This is a genomic window from Shewanella sp. SR1, from assembly GCF_020447145.1.
Classification (GTDB): domain Bacteria; phylum Pseudomonadota; class Gammaproteobacteria; order Enterobacterales; family Shewanellaceae; genus Shewanella; species Shewanella baltica.
Genome location: NZ_JAJAEF010000010.1, coordinates 26514 through 43544 on the forward strand (window position 1 = coordinate 26514; position 17031 = coordinate 43544).

The 17031-nt window shown below is 47.8% G+C and carries 16 protein-coding genes; 6 read left to right on the forward strand and 10 right to left on the reverse strand.

Annotated elements, in window-relative coordinates:
• Positions 1-142 precede the first annotated feature (142 nt).
• The 4 genes from leuD to leuA all read right to left on the reverse strand — a co-directional run bounded on the left by leuD (position 143) and on the right by leuA (position 4915).
• Positions 143-748, reverse strand: a complete 606-nt coding sequence (gene leuD, locus KV201_RS11230) for a 3-isopropylmalate dehydratase small subunit (protein ID WP_071940395.1) — start codon at positions 746-748, stop codon at positions 143-145.
• Between the two features lie 27 nt (positions 749-775).
• On the reverse strand, positions 776-2182 hold the full coding sequence (leuC, locus tag KV201_RS11235; protein WP_226059363.1) for a 3-isopropylmalate dehydratase large subunit: 1407 nt from the start codon (positions 2180-2182) through the stop codon (positions 776-778).
• Positions 2182-3276, reverse strand: a complete 1095-nt coding sequence (gene leuB, locus KV201_RS11240; RefSeq protein WP_226059364.1) for a 3-isopropylmalate dehydrogenase — start codon at positions 3274-3276, stop codon at positions 2182-2184. The genes leuC and leuB overlap by 1 nt, the downstream gene beginning before the upstream one ends.
• A gap of 70 nt (positions 3277-3346) precedes the next feature.
• Positions 3347-4915, reverse strand: a complete 1569-nt coding sequence (gene leuA / locus KV201_RS11245) for a 2-isopropylmalate synthase (RefSeq protein WP_226059365.1) — start codon at positions 4913-4915, stop codon at positions 3347-3349.
• Between the two features lie 507 nt (positions 4916-5422).
• Between leuA and KV201_RS11250 the strand changes: the two genes are divergently transcribed.
• Positions 5423-7204, forward strand: a complete 1782-nt coding sequence (locus tag KV201_RS11250; protein ID WP_226059366.1) for a diguanylate cyclase — start codon at positions 5423-5425, stop codon at positions 7202-7204.
• Here the strand turns inward: KV201_RS11250 and recQ are convergent.
• Complete coding sequence (recQ, locus tag KV201_RS11255) at positions 7186-9009, reverse strand: DNA helicase RecQ (protein ID WP_226059367.1); 1824 nt, start codon at positions 9007-9009, stop codon at positions 7186-7188. The two genes, KV201_RS11250 and recQ, sit on opposite strands and share 19 nt — an antisense overlap.
• A gap of 439 nt (positions 9010-9448) precedes the next feature.
• Here recQ and KV201_RS11260 point away from each other — a divergent pair, with 439 nt between their 5' ends.
• Positions 9449-9913, forward strand: a complete 465-nt coding sequence (locus KV201_RS11260) for a thioesterase family protein (protein ID WP_006079875.1) — start codon at positions 9449-9451, stop codon at positions 9911-9913.
• Positions 9914-10114: 201 nt separating this feature from the next.
• Positions 10115-10999 (forward strand): EamA family transporter RarD, encoded by an 885-nt coding sequence (gene rarD, locus KV201_RS11265; protein ID WP_006079874.1) that lies wholly within the window; start codon positions 10115-10117, stop codon positions 10997-10999.
• A gap of 22 nt (positions 11000-11021) precedes the next feature.
• Here rarD and KV201_RS11270 read toward each other — a convergent pair whose 3' ends face one another.
• The 5 genes from KV201_RS11270 to radC form a co-directional block, all read right to left on the reverse strand.
• Positions 11022-11555 (reverse strand): PH domain-containing protein, encoded by a 534-nt coding sequence (locus tag KV201_RS11270; RefSeq protein WP_063885026.1) that lies wholly within the window; start codon positions 11553-11555, stop codon positions 11022-11024.
• Positions 11556-11674: 119 nt separating this feature from the next.
• Complete coding sequence (gene argA / locus KV201_RS11275) at positions 11675-12994, reverse strand: amino-acid N-acetyltransferase (RefSeq protein ID WP_006079872.1); 1320 nt, start codon at positions 12992-12994, stop codon at positions 11675-11677.
• Positions 12995-13318: 324 nt separating this feature from the next.
• Positions 13319-13492, reverse strand: a complete 174-nt coding sequence (gene rpmG / locus KV201_RS11280; protein ID WP_006079871.1) for a 50S ribosomal protein L33 — start codon at positions 13490-13492, stop codon at positions 13319-13321.
• 6 nt (positions 13493-13498) lie between these two features.
• Positions 13499-13735 (reverse strand): 50S ribosomal protein L28, encoded by a 237-nt coding sequence (gene rpmB / locus KV201_RS11285; RefSeq protein WP_006079870.1) that lies wholly within the window; start codon positions 13733-13735, stop codon positions 13499-13501.
• A gap of 121 nt (positions 13736-13856) precedes the next feature.
• Positions 13857-14534: a DNA repair protein RadC gene (gene radC / locus KV201_RS11290; RefSeq protein WP_006079869.1), complete on the reverse strand. Its 678-nt coding sequence runs from the start codon at positions 14532-14534 to the stop codon at positions 13857-13859.
• Positions 14535-14656: 122 nt separating this feature from the next.
• Here radC and coaBC point away from each other — a divergent pair, with 122 nt between their 5' ends.
• The 3 genes from coaBC to slmA are packed head-to-tail and all read left to right on the forward strand — an operon-like array spanning position 14657 to position 16963.
• Positions 14657-15880, forward strand: a complete 1224-nt coding sequence (gene coaBC, locus KV201_RS11295; protein WP_226059447.1) for a bifunctional phosphopantothenoylcysteine decarboxylase/phosphopantothenate--cysteine ligase CoaBC — start codon at positions 14657-14659, stop codon at positions 15878-15880.
• Positions 15877-16335, forward strand: a complete 459-nt coding sequence (gene dut / locus KV201_RS11300; RefSeq protein WP_006079867.1) for a dUTP diphosphatase — start codon at positions 15877-15879, stop codon at positions 16333-16335. Before coaBC ends, dut begins: the two co-directional genes overlap by 4 nt.
• 34 nt (positions 16336-16369) lie before the next feature.
• Positions 16370-16963 carry a nucleoid occlusion factor SlmA gene (gene slmA, locus KV201_RS11305; protein WP_006079866.1) on the forward strand — a complete coding sequence of 198 codons (594 nt, stop codon included), beginning with the start codon at positions 16370-16372 and terminating at the stop codon, positions 16961-16963.
• The last annotated feature ends 68 nt before the right edge of the window (positions 16964-17031 follow it).

Sequence of the window (17031 nt, forward strand, 5' to 3'; positions counted from 1 at the left end):
ACACAAACAGCAGTAAAAATTTATCACTTAAAATACAACTAGTTAAACCATGAGTAGATGATGATTTAAAACAAAAGCGCCTAGGTGTTAACCTAGGCGCTTAAATATGGACTCAACACCAGTACAAATGTGCGCTGAAAAACTAACGGCGCCAACCTTGGATTTGGGTTTCGTACTGACTGATTTGCGCAGCGTGGGACAAGGTCAACCCAATTGCATCTAAACCGTTTAGCAGCTTATGCCTTGCCGATTCTGCCAGCGTAAAACTAAACTCGGCGCCCGACGGTGAAATCACTTTGCAGCTTGTGAGATCAACAGTTATTTGTGCGCCTGCTTCTGCCGCCACTTCATCCATTAATTGGCGCACCTGCGCGTGAGTTAACGCCACAGGTAACAGGCCATTATTGATTGAGTTACCGTAAAAAATGTCAGCAAAACTCGGCGCAATAATCGCACGCAGACCAAAGTCTGCCAGCGCCCAAGGCGCATGTTCGCGGCTTGAACCACAACCAAAGTTTTCCTGCGCCAAAAGAATCGACGCGCCTTTATAGCGGCTTTGATTCAATGAAAACTCAGGGTTAGGCAGATCGCCCGCATCATCTAAATAACGCCAGTCGTGGAATAAGTGCACGCCAAAACCATCGCGCGTCACCTTAGACAAAAACTGTTTCGGAATGATCTGATCCGTATCGATATTGGTGCTGTCTATCATGACCGCAAGCCCGGTATGGGTCGTAAAAGGTTGCATTAACTTCTCCTCTTGGGTTTACGGTAATTAGTAAGGTTTACGAATATCGACAAAATGCCCCGCCACCGCAGCGGCTGCAGCCATTGCTGGACTCACCAAATGGGTACGACTGCCGCGACCTTGGCGACCTTCGAAGTTACGATTACTGGTCGAGGCGCAGCGATCGCCCGCCTCTAATCTGTCATCGTTCATCGCTAAACACATAGAACAACCCGGTAAACGCCACTCAAATCCCGCTTCGATAAAGATTTTATCTAAGCCTTCGGCTTCAGCTTGTGCTTTCACTTGGCCAGAACCTGGAACGACAATCGCGGTGACGCCACTCGCGACTTTACGGCCTTTGGCATGTACGGCGGCGCTGCGTAAATCTTCAATCCGTGAGTTAGTACAAGAACCGATAAACACCTTGTTGATACTGATGTCTGTCATCGGCGTACCCGCACTCAGGCCAATGTATTCTAAAGCCTTTTCCATACTAGCTCGGGTGCTTGGGTTAGCTTCATTAATGGGATCTGGTACTTTGCCATCGATTGCCACCACTTGGCCAGGGTTAGTACCCCAAGTCAATTGCGGTGCAATATCGGCGGCATCTAACTCAACGACAGCATCAAACACCGCGCCGTCATCGGTTTTAATGGCTTTCCAGTAAGCGACAGCCTCTGCCCAATCTTCGCCCTTTGGCGCAAACTCGCGGCCTGCTAAATAATCGAAAGTGGTTTGATCCGGCGCGACCATGCCCGCCTTAGCCCCCATCTCAATCGCCATGTTACACACTGTCATGCGGCCTTCCATCGACAGGGCTTCGATCGCCTCACCGCAGAACTCCACCACGTAGCCAGTACCACCATCCATACCGATTTTGCCAATAATAGCGAGGACGATATCTTTGGCGGTCACGCCATCGGTGACATGGCCACGCACTTCAATCTTCATGGTCTTAGCTTTTAACTGACGCAGGGTTTGCGTCGCTAGAACGTGCTCAACTTCCGATGTACCAATCCCAAACGCCAATGCACCAAAAGCACCGTGGGTGGCGGTATGGGAATCGCCACACACAATCACAGTTCCCGGTAAGGTAATGCCTAACTCTGGGCCCATCACATGCACAATACCTTGATTAGGATGATGAATATCATATAAGCGCACGCCAAAGTCTTTACAGTTTTGCGCTAGGGTTTCCACCTGAGTGCGCGCCATCGGGCTTAGGGCATCTAAGCTGGCGCTGCGGGTTGAAGTATTATGATCCATAGTGGCAAAGGTTTTTTCCGGCGCGCGCAGCTTACGGCCCGCGACTTTCAAACCGCTGAATGCTTGAGGTGACGTCACTTCATGGACTAAATGTCTGTCAACATAAATGACCGGCGCTTCGCCTTCAGGAGAAGCAACGATATGTGCATCCCATACTTTTTGGTACAAGGTCTTTGCGTTCGTCATTACACACCTTCCTTTATAGCATTGGCGATAAAGTCACCCATTTCTGCCGTCGATTTCGCTTCACTACGCTTGTCGCTGCTCAATAACTCACCGGTTAAATAGCCAGAGTTCAAGGCTTTACTCACGGCGCGTTCAATCGCACTCGCCGCTTCTTCTTGTTTCAAGCTATGACGCAACATTAATGCTGCTGACAGAATTTGCGCGACTGGGTTGGCTATCCCTTTACCTGCGATATCCGGCGCACTGCCACCTGCTGGTTCGAACAAACCAAAGCCACTGCTGTTCATGCTCGCCGATGACAACAAGCCCATAGAGCCGGTTAACATGGCGATTTCGTCGGATAAAATGTCACCGAACAGGTTAGAACATAACATCACATCGAACTCATCGGGGCGACGCAGCAGCTGCATGGTCGCGTTATCGATATAGATATGTTCCAGCTCGACATCGGGGAAATCAACCGCCACTTCTTCAACCACTTGGCGCCACAACACTGAACAAGCCAGTACGTTGGCTTTATCCACTGAGGTTACTTTTTTACGGCGACCACGAGCGGCTTCAAAGGCGATGCGGGCGATACGGCTAATTTCGCGGCGGCTATAGCGCATGGTATCGAAGGCTTCTTCATTCTCGCCTTCACCTTGGCGGCCCTTTGGTTTACCAAAATAAATGCCGCCGGTTAACTCACGCACACATAAAACATCAAAGCCACGGGCAGAGATATCGCTACGCAGCGGTGACATATGCTCTAGGCCATCGTGCAGTTTGGCTGGGCGCAGATTGCAAAACAGTTCGAAGTGACCACGCAGAGGCAATAGCGCGCCGCGCTCAGGTTGTTCATTTGGCGGTAACTTTTCCCACTTAGGGCCACCGACTGAACCAAATAGAATCGCATCAGCCGCTTCACAACCTTTTAGCGTGGCATCGGGTAGTGGGCAACCGTGGTTATCGATGGCAATACCGCCGACATCGTATTGCGTATATTTGATATTTAAATCGAATCGCGCTTCCACTTCACGCAGCACTTTACGCGCCTCTGCCATCACTTCTGGGCCGATCCCGTCCCCTGCTAATACTGCTACTTGATAACTCATACGCCAGCCAACTCCTTTAAATGTGAATGCTTTATGCTCGACCTTGCTATTTTTTGGAAGCTTTTAGCGACTAGACGCCGCCTAGCTCTCGATTCTTTTGCATGCTTTGTTTGTAATCGGCGACCTTGTCTGCGCGGCACGTTAAGTTCATCACATGCACTAAAGCACGCGCCGAAGCTTCCACTACATCGGTCGCTAAACCTACACCGTGGAAGTTTTGCTCGTGGTAAACGGCGGTAATGTCCACTTGACCTAAGGCATTTTGGCCTACGCCCTTAGCGCCTAACTTGTAGCTGATGATGTCGATACGACGATCAGTAGCACGGGCAATGGCGTTATAGGCGGCATCAACGGGACCATTACCGGTTGCGGCTTCGGTTTTAATTTCACCGCCCACTTCAATACGAACGGTAGCTGTGGCAACGCCTTCGGTAGAGTCAGACTGCACCACTAATTGCTGCAATTGATAGTGATTGTCTTCTTCAGCCTGTGCTTCCATAAAGGCTAAGGCTTCTAAATCATAATCAAATACTTGTCCCTTTTTATCTGCCAATTTTAGGAACTCTTCGTACAGCGCATCCATATTGTAATCGTGCTCGCTATAACCCATTTCCTCCATGCGATGCTTGATCACATGGCGACCAGAACGCGAGGTCATATTTAAGTTATTGCGATTCAAACCTATGCTTTCTGGCGTCATGATTTCATAGGTATTTTGCGCTTTTAACATGCCATCCTGATGGATACCCGACGAATGGGTAAAGGCATTGGCACCGACAATTGCTTTGTTAGCCTGCACAGGCATGTTGCATAACTGGCTGACTAAATTAGAAGTACGGTGGATTTCCTTGGCGTTAATGCCCGTTTCCAAACCCAACATGCCCTTACGCGTCGCTAAAATCATAGCGATCTCTTCCAATGAACAGTTACCCGCACGCTCACCTATACCATTGATCGTACATTCGATTTGACGTGCACCGTGTTGCACTGCGGTTATCGAGTTCGCCACTGACAAACCTAAGTCATCGTGGCAATGCACTGAGATCACCGCTTGGTCGATATTCGGCACGCGGTTAAACAGGGTTTGGATAATAGTGCCAAACTCGCTTGGCACTGTGTAACCGACCGTATCGGGAATGTTAATGGTACGCGCGCCAGCAAGAATGGCGGCCTCCACCATGCGACACAGATTGTCGATTGGCGTACGCCCCGCATCCTCACAGGAAAACTCCACATCGTCGGTAAAGCGACGGGCGTATTTCACTGCGCCCACCGCCATTTCTAACACTTGATCAAACGAGCGCTTCAGCTTGCTTTCCACATGAATCGTCGATGTCGAAATAAACGTATGGATACGGAATTGATCAGCAACAGACAAGGCCTGCGCCGCAGCATCTATGTCCTTTTCAAGTGCACGGGATAACGCACAAACGCGGCTATTTTTGATGGTGCGCGCTATGGTTTGCACCGACTCAAAATCACCGGGTGATGAGACAGGAAAACCCACTTCCATCACATCAACACCTAGACGTTCCAGCGCCATGGCGATCTGTAACTTTTCTTTGACCGAAAGGCTTGCGGCTAACGCCTGCTCACCATCACGTAAGGTCGTATCAAATATAATTACTCTGTTAGACATCTCGCTTCTCCATGGAACGTCACCGTTCATTATTTAACTTTTGCCGTATTCAGATACAAAAAACCCCGCAACATTGGTGCGGGGTTTGTGAATGCTTTGCCTATTTATCGAGCGTGCAACACTAAGACCTCCGCGTATAAACCGCGAGGAGAGAGAGGAGGAGGTCGAGTTTGCTGCTAATTCTATTCATTTTATTTAAATATTTATTCTGTTCAAATAATCTAGGACGGTTAATATTTAACTTGCCTAGCCGAGAGTGTCAACCCTAATTTTTTCATGTTCCACTCATTCGACCTGTCTTAAGGCCAATAACTGTGAGTTCTATCCCCAAATAAGTGATCGATTCCACAGAATTAACTCGCTGTTTGGATTCAGAAAGCACTGGGATGTGTTAACTTATTCCCCTTAGAAAATAATAGTTTTTTATGCAAAAAACGATTAAGAAAAGTTATAATCTCGCCTTAGTGATTACGGATATTAGAGCTTACGCATTTTATGGAGCACAAAATGGATTTTCGCGTCTTGGTACTGAGCCTGTTGTTATGGCTGATCCCCTTTGGGGCGAGTGCTATAGACCAGTTGGATGAGCTCACAGAACTCGTCTACCAATATCCCAGTAAAGCCCTGACTCAAATCACTGCCTTAGAAAAACAATTTACAACCAGTGCCACTTCTGACATTAATCGACTCAGATTGAGTGTATTGAAATGCCAAAATCTGCTGCAACTGGGTGAGAACGAAGCCGCGATCAACGTAGCTCAGCTAGGCGAGGCCAATGCTAAGCAGCTTAAGCTCGATCAAGTTCGCCCCTACTTTTTGATTTGCCAGGCCGACGCCAATCTCAACTACAACAATATTCAGAATGCGCTGCCCTTGCTGGATTCAGCCATTACCTTAGCGCGACGCTATCAACAACCCCAAGCCTTAGTCGATGCCTTGCGTTTACGTGGTCAGCTCGATACCGACACCGATAACTTTTCCTCTGCCATCGAAGATTTACGTCTGGCCATCGATATTTATCCAGACATTCATACTCAGACCCAGAATTGGGTTTGGCCACCACAGGCTTATATTTATGCGGCCATGGGTAATTTACTCTACGCAACCCATGATTTCCCTCAGGCCATGTATTACACCAACTTAGGAATACAGAGCTCAGATGCCAAGGGCAAAGTGTTACATATCATTCTACGAAATGCGGCCAGAATAGCGCTCGATAATCAAGAGTTCGATTACAGTGATAAACTCGAAAAACAAGCAAAAGCACTACTGCCTGAACTCGGTTCGCCACTTGAGCTTGCCTACAGCTATGCCATTTTGGCATCGATTGCGCTCGATAAAGGCCGCATCGACACAGCCGAAGAATACCTTTCTATCGCCATCAATACCTTCAAGAAGCACAATCAGCAATTGGCTATGATGCGCTCGACCCGTCTGCTGGCACAAATACGCTTTGCCCAACATCAAGACGATGCCGCATTAATCCTAATGAATCACGCCATTGAACAAGCTGAAAATCTAAAGCAGTATTCTGATCTCAAAGGATTTTACGGGATCATGAGCGATCACTACTTAGTGCAAGGAGATTTTAAGCAGGCCTATTCTTTCTTACTCAAACGCTATCGAGCTGCCGAACTCGCCAATCAAGGGATGAACACTGCACGGATATTGCAATTTAAAGCCCGCCTGAATCAACAAGATTTGCAACAGGATCAGAATAGTCCTGCGCCACAAAAGGCATCGATCCTCCAAGAGTTAAATCTAGACTGGGCCTATAGCACACTATTTTTAATTGCGATGACGTTACTCGGCGGGGCTATTTGGTATTTGATTGATAAGCAAAATAATCGCGCGCCCCGTATCGAAGGTGAGGAGCCTGCGGAAACTCTGCTCCAACAAGTCACATCGGCCTTAAACATTGCCAAACAAGGTAATTATCCGCTGTCTTTATTACTTTTTAATGCGAGTCAAATACGGCAAGTTGACTTGCCGCCCCTGCAGGATGAGCTACAACACAGACTGCGAGAGCAAGATAAGTTAATCCGATATTCAATGGATGAAATTGTGATTATCCTACCGCACACCTCTGCTGCTGGTGCTAAGAAAGTAGTCAATCAATTAGTGGCGTGTATTCAACCTTGGCAGGGGTCAAGCAAGGTCAATATTGGTATCGCGGCAATGCAACAGTTTGATACGTTAGAGTCTTTAATTAAGCGCGCCAGTATCAATCAATTGGGCAAGGTTAAAATCAGTGAGAATAATCCAAACTATTATTCTCCCGCTAAATAAGCCGCGATTTCATCGAGAAAAGCGTCGCCGAAACGACTCAGTTTACGCTCGCCCACTCCGTTAACGGCGAGCATTTCCCCTGCACTGGTCGGCATCATGGCGGCCATTTCTGCGAGGGTTGCGTCGTTAAACACTAAATACGGTGGCACATCCTGCTGCTCAGCTATGGTTCTTCGCAGTAACTTGAGTCGCGCGAATAGCTTACGGTCGTAATTCAGCGGCGCCTTAGACTGGCTCACCTTACGTTTTGTGGTCGTTAACTGAATACGCGGTTCGGCGAGCATTAACGCCACCTCACCTTTGAGTACTGGTCGTGCCGATGGGTTTAAGGTTATAGATGAACCTCGCGTCACATCTTGACTCGCCAGTCCCAAATGGATTAACTGACGGATCACGCTCAACCAATACTCATGACTCTTATCTTTGCCAATTCCCCAAGTCGTAAGTTTATCATGGCCTCGGTCAACAATAGGGGCGCCTTTCGAGCCGCGCAACACTTCAATTAAGTGATTAATACCAAAACGCTGGCCTAAACGGAAAATACATGACAACACCTTTTGCGCATCTTCGGTGCCGTTATAACGCTTAGGCGGATCGAGGCAAATATCGCAGTTACCACAGGGCTCTAGTGCGCTCTCATCAAAGTAATGCAATAGCACTTGGCGACGGCAGGTTTGCGCCTCAGCAAACGCCGCCATAGTATTAAGTTTATGGAATTCGACTTGCTGCTGCGACCCGGGCTCAGACTGTTCAATTAAATGTCGCACCCGGCCAATATCGGCAGGATCAAACAACATAAAGGCCTCGGCATCGAGCCCGTCGCGACCCGCTCGGCCCGTTTCCTGATAATAGGCTTCGATACTTTTAGGGATATCGTAATGCACCACAAAGCGCACATTCGATTTATTGATCCCCATACCGAAAGCCACAGTGGCGACAACGATATCGATTTGATCTTTAAGGAAACTGTCCTGCACTGCGCCACGGTCTTCCTGCGTCATTCCCGCATGATAGGCCTTAGCATTAAAACCTTGCAGACATAAACGATCGGCAACCTCGTCGACACGGCGGCGACTGCTACAGTAAATAATCCCGTTGGTGCCATTTTGCTGGGTTAAAAAATGCCGTAACTGATTAGCAGCATTGAGCTTTTCCGCCACTGTGTAGCGAATATTAGGCCTGTCGAAACTAGAGAGTAAACGGAAAGGGTCAATCCCAAGTCGCTCGCAAATACTCTGCCGAGTTGCCTGATCCGCCGTTGCCGTCAGCGCCATCATGGGCACATAGGGGAAGAGTTGTTTTAGCTGACCGAGTGCCGCATATTCAGGGCGAAAATCATGACCCCATTGACTGATACAGTGCGCCTCGTCGATGGCAAACATCGCTAGCTGCAACGACTGCATTCGCTCAATAAAATCTGCGCTTAATAAGCGCTCTGGTGACACATAAAGCAGTTTTAACTCACCGTGGCGCAGCTGCCTTAATACTTCGGCGCTCTGCTCTCGCGGCAATGAAGAATTGAGATAAGCCGCCGCAACACCGGTTTGCAACAAGCTATCGACTTGATCTTTCATCAAAGAAATCAATGGAGATACGACAATCGTAATGCCATCCATCAGCAACGCGGGGAGTTGATAGCACAGACTCTTACCGCCGCCCGTTGGCATGATCACTAAGCAATCTTGCCCGCCGCAGACACGTTCTATCACCTCCCGCTGACCGTCCCTAAAGTCACGGTAACCAAACACCTGTGCGAGGCGTTGCGAGAGCGGATCATCATGCGTGTCGAGTACGAGCTTTTCCATGGATCTTCTATGTCAAAAGTGAGGGGGCCTATTCTATACCCAAACTAGTTCAAAATGCAGGATTCAACGGTAATTTAAAGCGCTTTAGACGAGGCAATTCACCACGATTGTAGCTATTTTAACCCCTAGTGGACTAAGCCAAAAATAACGAACGCGGGGTAAAGTGCTTTAAAGCCCGCCGAGACGGAGCGCCGAAGGCATTCTGAAACTCACAGGTTGCGCTAACTTGGGTATAGAGGCCTAAACCGCTCTGTCTTGCGTCAATATGAGATCATCCGTCTAGGTTATTTCGTTACAGTACTTTCATTTCAGCGACAGAGTTGCATTCGCGGTGAGCTTCACTGTAGATTAATTGCTCTAAGCCGCACTTTGTTCATCTCAGTGTTGATAACAAATCCAATTACGCCTAATGCAGTCACTCAGTGACAAGGACACAATAATGACCAGCCCAATCCAAGCCGAAGCTTTGAGAAGAGTCGCAGCAGTATTTGATCAACATGTCCCTTTCCATAATCTACTCGGACTCGATATCAAGCGTTATGACATTGATGGCGTTGAAGTCGTGATCAACATGAAGCCTGAGCTAATTGGCAATATCCACCAGCAAATCCTCCACGGCGGTGTGACCGCCACGGTACTCGATGTGGTTGGCGGACTCACGGCCTTTGCAGGACTGGTCGCCAGTCGTGATGATTGGACGGTCGAAGAGCTGCAGCAACGCCTGCAAACCCTAGGCACTATTGACATGCGCGTCGATTATCTGCGGCCGGGACGCGGCCTCACCTTTACCGGGACGGGCAGCGTGATCCGTGCGGGCAATCGGGTGTCTGTGTGCCGCATGGAATTGCATAATGAGCAAGGCACACATATCGCTTTTGGGACAGGCACTTATATGGTGGGCTAGCCGTTTCACCGCAGATAACTCATTTACCGTATTAAAGATCAAAGCCAGTAAACATCTTGATTAGCAAGATGTTTACTGGCTTTAATCGGCTATTTAATTTCTTATCGAGATATTCTGTAACCAAAAGAACGCGGCGATACCCTTGAGTCAGCGGTCAGACACACCTACAATCGCCGTCTTGTTGTCCTTCGAAGATGTCTCATGCAAGATCTTGAATACCGCAAAGGGATCCTACTCGCCGTCAGTGCTTACTGCATGTGGGGTTTTGCGCCTTTATATTTCAAATTACTCAATCATGTCTCCGCCACCGAAATTTTGCTCCATAGGGTGATTTGGTCGTTCGTGTTTATGCTGATCATCATGCAGTTTATCGGCGGGTTCTCACGCTTACGCTTACTGTTTAAACAACCTAAACAGCTGATGGTTCTCACCATTACTTCCATACTGATCGCGGGAAACTGGCTGCTATTTATCTGGGCGGTGAATAACGATCACATGCTCGATGCAAGCCTAGGTTACTTCATCAACCCTCTGCTCAACGTCTTGCTTGGCATGTTATTTCTAGGCGAAAGGTTACGTAAATTGCAATGGTTTGCGGTCGCACTCGCCAGCGCTGGCGTGTTAATCCAATTAATCTCTTTTGGCTCTATTCCGATTGTCTCACTGGCACTTGCGGGCACCTTTGGTTTCTATGCGCTGCTGCGAAAAAAGGTAAATGTGGATGCTAAGGCTGGCTTATTGGTCGAAACCGCAGTGTTATTACCGGTCGCGCTAATTTACCTAGTCGCGACCTTAGACACAGCGACAGCGAGCATGCTGACCAACGATTGGCAACTGAATCTGATGTTAATGGCAGCGGGAATAGTGACCACTATTCCTTTACTCTGTTTTGCAGGGGCGGCGGTACGAATTCCATTGTCTATGCTTGGATTTTTCCAATATATCGGCCCAAGTATTATGTTCATCCTCGCGGTGAGTCTGTTCAATGAGCCCTTCGATGCAGAAAAAGGCGTGACCTTCGGCTTTATCTGGAGCGCGCTGCTCGTTTTTACCTTAGATATGGCCTATAAACGCAAAGCGGCGTGATTATTATCACGCCGATACACAGTTACAGAAGTGATGATGACTTCTGTAACTGTGCTAAAAATTCACTCCCTTGCGGCACTGTCAGTAATAAACTGTAGCCTTTAGTCGTTGGCACTAACACTAACTGCGATTTATCTGTTATCGCCAGAAATGCTCTACCTTTTCCCTGCAAATTAAACCAGCCTAATTGAAACCCTGGCATGCCTATGCCGTTGGTTTTAAAGCTCGGCGTTAAATCTGCCTCTTGCTGTAAATCGACTATGCGCGCCTCGGCAGGCAATAAATCCGCGCGGGATAACTGCACTTTATAGAAGGGCACATCCACTGTAAGTTCAGTATCGGTTAACACTAACTCGGCGCTATTGGATTGATAAAAAACCCATGAAAATCCGCCCATCATCACCAGCAATATGCCTAAACTCGCCGACTTCGCTATCTTAGGCATATTTTTTAGCCATAACATCAGCAAGATACCCGCTAAACCGAGCAATAAGACGATAAAACTGAAGATAGAGGTCTGGGTGAAAGGGGCGAGTTCGAAGTATTGAGGACTCATTGGCAGCATCTCCCGTGCAGTGAAGCCTTAATCTGCCAACAAAGACATATTATGTCAACAAAAATGCCAGCGCTAATATGAGTACTAGGCTGGCATTGATTGGATTGATTTAGAACAGCTTAGAGATCGAGCGCGAGAATTTTTGAACGACGTTGATAGTTATACAACTGCTTTTTCTTCTGTGGCAGCGCTTCAACATCTTCAATCACAAAACCATGCTCAAGGAACCAGTGGATGCTGCGAGTGGTCAGCGCAAACAAGCGTGAATAGCCGCGGTTTCTGGCCTGATTGATTATGTTCTTTAGCAGCAAGCTGCCTCTGTCGGCATCGCGATAATCGGGATGCACCACCAAACAGGCAAACTCGCCCGCATTATCCTCTTCAAAAGGATAGAGCGCGGCGCAACCAATCACTAAACCATCGCGTTCAATCAACATGAACTGTTCGATTTCGATCTCAAGCTGCTCACGGCTACGACGCACCAGAATGCCTTGTTCCTCCAATGGACGAATAAGGTTCAGTACACCGCCAATATCAGCGATCGACGCACAGCGTAAACGCTCGGCACTCTCAGTCACGATTTGCGTGCCTATCCCTTCGCGAGAAAACAGTTCCTGCAGCAAAGCGCCATCTTCGAGGTAGCTGACTAAGTGGCAACGCGGCACACCATTACGGCAAGCATCGATACTGGCTTTCAAAAAAGCCATAGTGCCTACGCAGGCAGAACCTTGCTCGGCCAGCTTGCTCATGATGTTTTGCGCATCGTTTGGCATCAATTCGGCAATCACGTCGCCATTGCGATCGAGAATACCGTTTTGAGAGCTAAAACCGATCATCTTGTCGGCTTTAAGCTTGATCGCCACTTGGGTCGCGATTTCCTCGGCGGTTAAATTAAAGCTTTCACCGGTCACAGAAGCCGCAATCGGCCCCATCAACACTATGCAGTGATTATCTAACTGACGTTTTAAGCCTTGCACATCGATACGACGCACTCTGCCGCTTAAGCAAAAATCGATGCCATTATCCACGCCTAATGGCTGGGCAATCACAAAGTTGCCGCTCACTAAGTTAATTTGCGCACCTTGCATCGGCGTATTGCTTAAACTCATGGATAAACGCGCTGTGATATCAAATTGCAGTGCACCCGCAACTTGCTTGATCACTTTGAGCGAGTCTTCATCCGTAATACGCACGCCTTCGTGGTAGGCAGGTTCGATACCATTGACGGCTAATGCAGCATCAATCTGCGGCCTAGCGCCATACACCAACACCACTTTAATCCCTAAACTGTGCAGCAGGGCGACATCATTTAAGATGGCGCGGAAGTGATTCTGAGCCAAAGCTTCACCACCCAGCATGACCACAAAAGTTTTACCTCTGTGAGCATTAACATAGGGGGCAGAGTGACGAAATCCATCAACCAGTTCAGTGGTACGCACGCGTTATTTACACCTCATTTTTGAGCTGGCAGCGTCACGATGACATGCCAGGAATGAATCGCTAACTTTCGCGTATGGTATTGCATTTTAATTCACATATAAAGAATTTATTCTCACTAAAGTGCAGTTTTAATGATTTAAAGTGCTTAGAACCGCACTATTTTATATTTTCAGCAAGTGTTCACACTTTTTTAACTTCACAGGGGATGATTCAGCGGCTTAAGTTTGCGAGGCAATTATCTCAACTTGATGACTAACTACTAAAAAAAGCGCAAAAAAAAAGCCCCTTAAATAAGGGGCTTTTCTCGAAACACTAACCAAGGGTTACTTGATTTTTGCTTCTTTGTAGATAACGTGCTGACGAATAACTGGATCAAATTTTTTGATTTCCATTTTTTCAGGCATGTTACGCTTGTTTTTTTCAGTTGTGTAGAAGTGACCAGTTTTAGCTGTAGAAACTAATTTGATCTTCTCACGATTACCTTTAGCTTTAGCCATGATCTATTATACCTTCTCGCCACGAGCACGAAGTTCAGCAACAACAACTTCGATACCTTTTTTGTCGATCAGACGAATACCTTTAGTAGATACACGTAACTGTACGAAACGCTTTTCTTCTTCTAACCAAAAACGGTGGTTTTGTAGGTTAGGTAAAAAACGACGACGGGTCGCGTTTTTTGCGTGCGAACGGTTGTTACCAACCATCGGCTTCTTGCCAGTAACTTGGCATACTCTTGACATGTCAATCTTCTCCAAAAACAATTTTAACGCTCGAGCATTAATGTGCCTCGTATGGCCGTCGCCCGAGGCACAAAGAGGGCGCATTTTATACACGATCACAGAGTGAAGATCAAGTGTTAGATTAATTAATCCAGCCTCGTTCTGCAAAAGAAACTATCTCTCGATCACCTACAACCATATGGTCCAATAAGGATACGTCTATGGTTGCTAACGCATTTTTTAATCGCTCAGTTATTCGTCGGTCAGCCTGACTGGGCTCGGCAATACCAGACGGATGATTATGACAAACTATAACTGCTGCGGCCTTTTTCTCCAGCACTAAGCTCACCACTTCACGTGGGTACACTGAGGCTGAGTCTATTGTACCGCGGAATAATTCGACAAATTGAATCACTCTATGCTGGCTATCCAGCAGTAAAACTGCGAACACTTCATAGGAGCGATCGGCCAATTGTCTCATTAAATAGTCCCGAGTTAAATCGGGATTTGTTAAAACTTGACCTCTTTGCAGATTTTCCTGCGCTACACGCCGCGCTAATTCGGCCGCAGCTTGAAGCTGGGCGTATTTTACAGGTCCTACGCCCGGAAGTCGACATACCTGATTTCGAGGAGCACAAAGCAGGTTTCTGAGGCCGCCAAACTCGCTAATAAGCGACCTTGCAAGATCAACCGCGTTTAATCCCGCCAAACCGTTCCGCAGTAATACCGCCAATAACTCCGCATCCGACAGTTGCCCCGCCCCTTTTTGTAACAGTTTATCTCTGGGACCTTCACCCTCAGGCCAATCTTTAATGCCCATGCGACCTCCCTGTCATCTCACATATTTTCACTTTACTGAGTATGGACGAGATTTTTTGAACTGGGAGAGTCACTAAAATTCACCGCTTTGTGATATTGTTGGCGGCATTATTTCTATCTCGGATGATGTCTGTGAGTCTGACAAATAAAAACGTCCTGCTGGGCATTGGCGGCGGTATTGCGGCCTATAAAAGTGCTGATTTAGTCCGTCGCTTAAAAGAGCGTGGCTTTGATGTGCGCGTGGTGATGAGCCAAAGTGCGATGGAATTTATCACGCCTTTGACGCTGCAAGCGTTATCTGGACATCCCGTTGCCTCAAGCCTACTCGATCCTGCGGCAGAAGCAGCCATGGGCCACATCGAACTCGCTCGTTGGGCAGATCTCGTCATCATCGCCCCTGCAACCGCAAACCTATTGGCGCGGATTAATGCCGGCATGGCCGATGAGCTGATCACCACCACTTGTCTTGCCACAGAGGCGCCTATCGCCCTGTGTCCGGCAATGAATCAGCAGATGTACCGTAATCTGGCAACGCAGGCGAATTTAACCAGCCTGGCATCCCGCGGCTTTACCCTTTGGGGACCTGCAAGTGGCAGTCAGGCCTGTGGTGAAGTCGGCCCTGGTCGTATGCTAGAGCCATTAGACATCTCCACACTCGCTACGCAGTTTTTTGCCACTCATGACGCTGTTGAACTTAAGCCACTCGCAGGCCAGTCACTGCTGATTACCGCAGGGCCAACCCGTGAGGCGATTGATCCCGTCAGATACATTTCGAATCACAGTTCTGGAAAAATGGGCTTTGCCTTAGCCAAAGCCGCGGCAGATATGGGCGCAACAGTCACCTTAGTCTCTGGCCCAGTGAATCTAAGCACCCCAGAAGGCGTGACCCGCATCGATGTTGAATCGGCGCAAAATATGCTTGATGCTGTGATGAATAACGTTGATAAAAAAGATATTTTTATTGGCTGCGCCGCAGTTGCTGACTATCGAATTAGCGACATCGCCACCTGTAAGATCAAAAAATCGGCGGAAGAAATGCAACTTGCGCTGGTGAGGAATCCTGATATCTTAGCCACGGTTGCGAGCTTACCTAACCGTCCTTTTGTGGTGGGATTCGCCGCAGAAACCCATGATGTAGAAGCCTATGCGCGCGATAAACTCAAACGTAAAAACTTGAATATGATCGCCGCAAACGACGTTTCCGTTGCTGGTCTAGGCTTTAATGCCGATGCCAATGCCCTGCGAGTGTTCTGGCCGCACGGCAGTCAAGACTTGCCTGCCACTGACAAACTCACGCTGGCGCGGCAATTACTTTCGTTGATAGTGAAAGAAAAAACAAATACATGAAAACACCGATTGAATTAAAAATTCTCGACTCCCGTATCGGCTCAGAATTTCCTTTACCTGCCTACGCTACACCTGGCAGTGCAGGCATGGATCTTCGTGCCATGATCGACACGACTTTGACTATAGCACCGGGTGAAACCGTGCTTATTCCAACGGGGATTGCCATTCATGTTGCCGATCAAGGACTGGCTGCAGTGATTTTGCCGCGCTCAGGTCTTGGCCATAAACACGGTATCGTACTGGGGAATCTGGTCGGACTCATAGATTCAGATTACCAAGGACCCTTAATGGTGTCTTGCTGGAATCGTAGCGACAGTCCTTTTGCCTTAGAAATTGGCGATCGTCTCGCACAACTGGTGTTTGTTCCTGTAGTACAAGCACAATTCAAACTCGTTGATGAGTTCGACAGCTCAGATCGTGGTGAAGGCGGATTTGGCCATTCAGGCACTAAATAATCCCCTAAGTCGTTATTGAGCCAAGGATACTGCAATGGCTGTAAGCCCAAAAATTAATCGTCGTGAACATATTTTGCAATGCCTAGCGCAAATGCTAGAAACCAACCCAGGACAAAGGATCACCACAGCGAAACTGGCCTCAGAAGTCGGTGTATCGGAAGCCGCCCTATACCGTCACTTCCCGAGTAAAGCACGGATGTTCGAGGGCTTAATCGAATTTATCGAAGAGTCGTTATTGTCGCGCATCAATTTAATCATGGATGACGAAAAAGACACCATGAAGCGCTGCCAACTAGTGCTGCAACTGTTGCTGATTTTTGCCGAGCGTAACCCGGGTATTTCCCGCGTCCTCAATGGTGATGCGCTGCTCGGAGAAAATGAACGTCTGCGCAGCCGCATTAGTAATTTATTTGCCAAAATTGAAACCCAGTTGAAGCAAATTTTACGTGAAAAAACCCTGCGGGAAGGCAAAGGCTTCAACTTAGACGAAGCCATATTAGCCAATTTACTGTTAGCCTTTGCCGAAGGGCGAATCGCTCAATTTGTACGAAGTGAATTCAAACTCAAACCTACTACACACTTCGATGAACAGTGGCGTTTTATCCAACATCAACTTTTACAAAGCTAATGATTTTTCAACATAAAGGACGGTAACTATCGTCCTTTATTTCCGATATTCCTTCCTTGTTTCACTCC

Bases quoted from the DNA above. Each gene is read 5' to 3' on its own strand.
- leuD (WP_071940395.1), bottom strand. From the start codon at position 748: ATGCAACCTTTTACGACCCATACCGGGCTTGCGGTCATGATAGACAGC.
- leuC (WP_226059363.1), bottom strand. From the start codon at position 2,182: ATGACGAACGCAAAGACCTTGTACCAAAAAGTATGGGATGCACATATC.
- leuB (WP_226059364.1), bottom strand. From the start codon at position 3,276: ATGAGTTATCAAGTAGCAGTATTAGCAGGGGACGGGATCGGCCCAGAA.
- leuA (WP_226059365.1), bottom strand. From the start codon at position 4,915: ATGTCTAACAGAGTAATTATATTTGATACGACCTTACGTGATGGTGAG.
- KV201_RS11250 (WP_226059366.1), top strand. From the start codon at position 5,423: ATGGATTTTCGCGTCTTGGTACTGAGCCTGTTGTTATGGCTGATCCCC.
- recQ (WP_226059367.1), bottom strand. From the start codon at position 9,009: ATGGAAAAGCTCGTACTCGACACGCATGATGATCCGCTCTCGCAACGC.
- KV201_RS11260 (WP_006079875.1), top strand. From the start codon at position 9,449: ATGACCAGCCCAATCCAAGCCGAAGCTTTGAGAAGAGTCGCAGCAGTA.
- rarD (WP_006079874.1), top strand. From the start codon at position 10,115: ATGCAAGATCTTGAATACCGCAAAGGGATCCTACTCGCCGTCAGTGCT.
- KV201_RS11270 (WP_063885026.1), bottom strand. From the start codon at position 11,555: ATGAGTCCTCAATACTTCGAACTCGCCCCTTTCACCCAGACCTCTATC.
- rpmG (WP_006079871.1), bottom strand. From the start codon at position 13,492: ATGGCTAAAGCTAAAGGTAATCGTGAGAAGATCAAATTAGTTTCTACA.
- rpmB (WP_006079870.1), bottom strand. From the start codon at position 13,735: ATGTCAAGAGTATGCCAAGTTACTGGCAAGAAGCCGATGGTTGGTAAC.
- radC (WP_006079869.1), bottom strand. From the start codon at position 14,534: ATGGGCATTAAAGATTGGCCTGAGGGTGAAGGTCCCAGAGATAAACTG.
- coaBC (WP_226059447.1), top strand. From the start codon at position 14,657: ATGATGTCTGTGAGTCTGACAAATAAAAACGTCCTGCTGGGCATTGGC.
- dut (WP_006079867.1), top strand. From the start codon at position 15,877: ATGAAAACACCGATTGAATTAAAAATTCTCGACTCCCGTATCGGCTCA.
- slmA (WP_006079866.1), top strand. From the start codon at position 16,370: ATGGCTGTAAGCCCAAAAATTAATCGTCGTGAACATATTTTGCAATGC.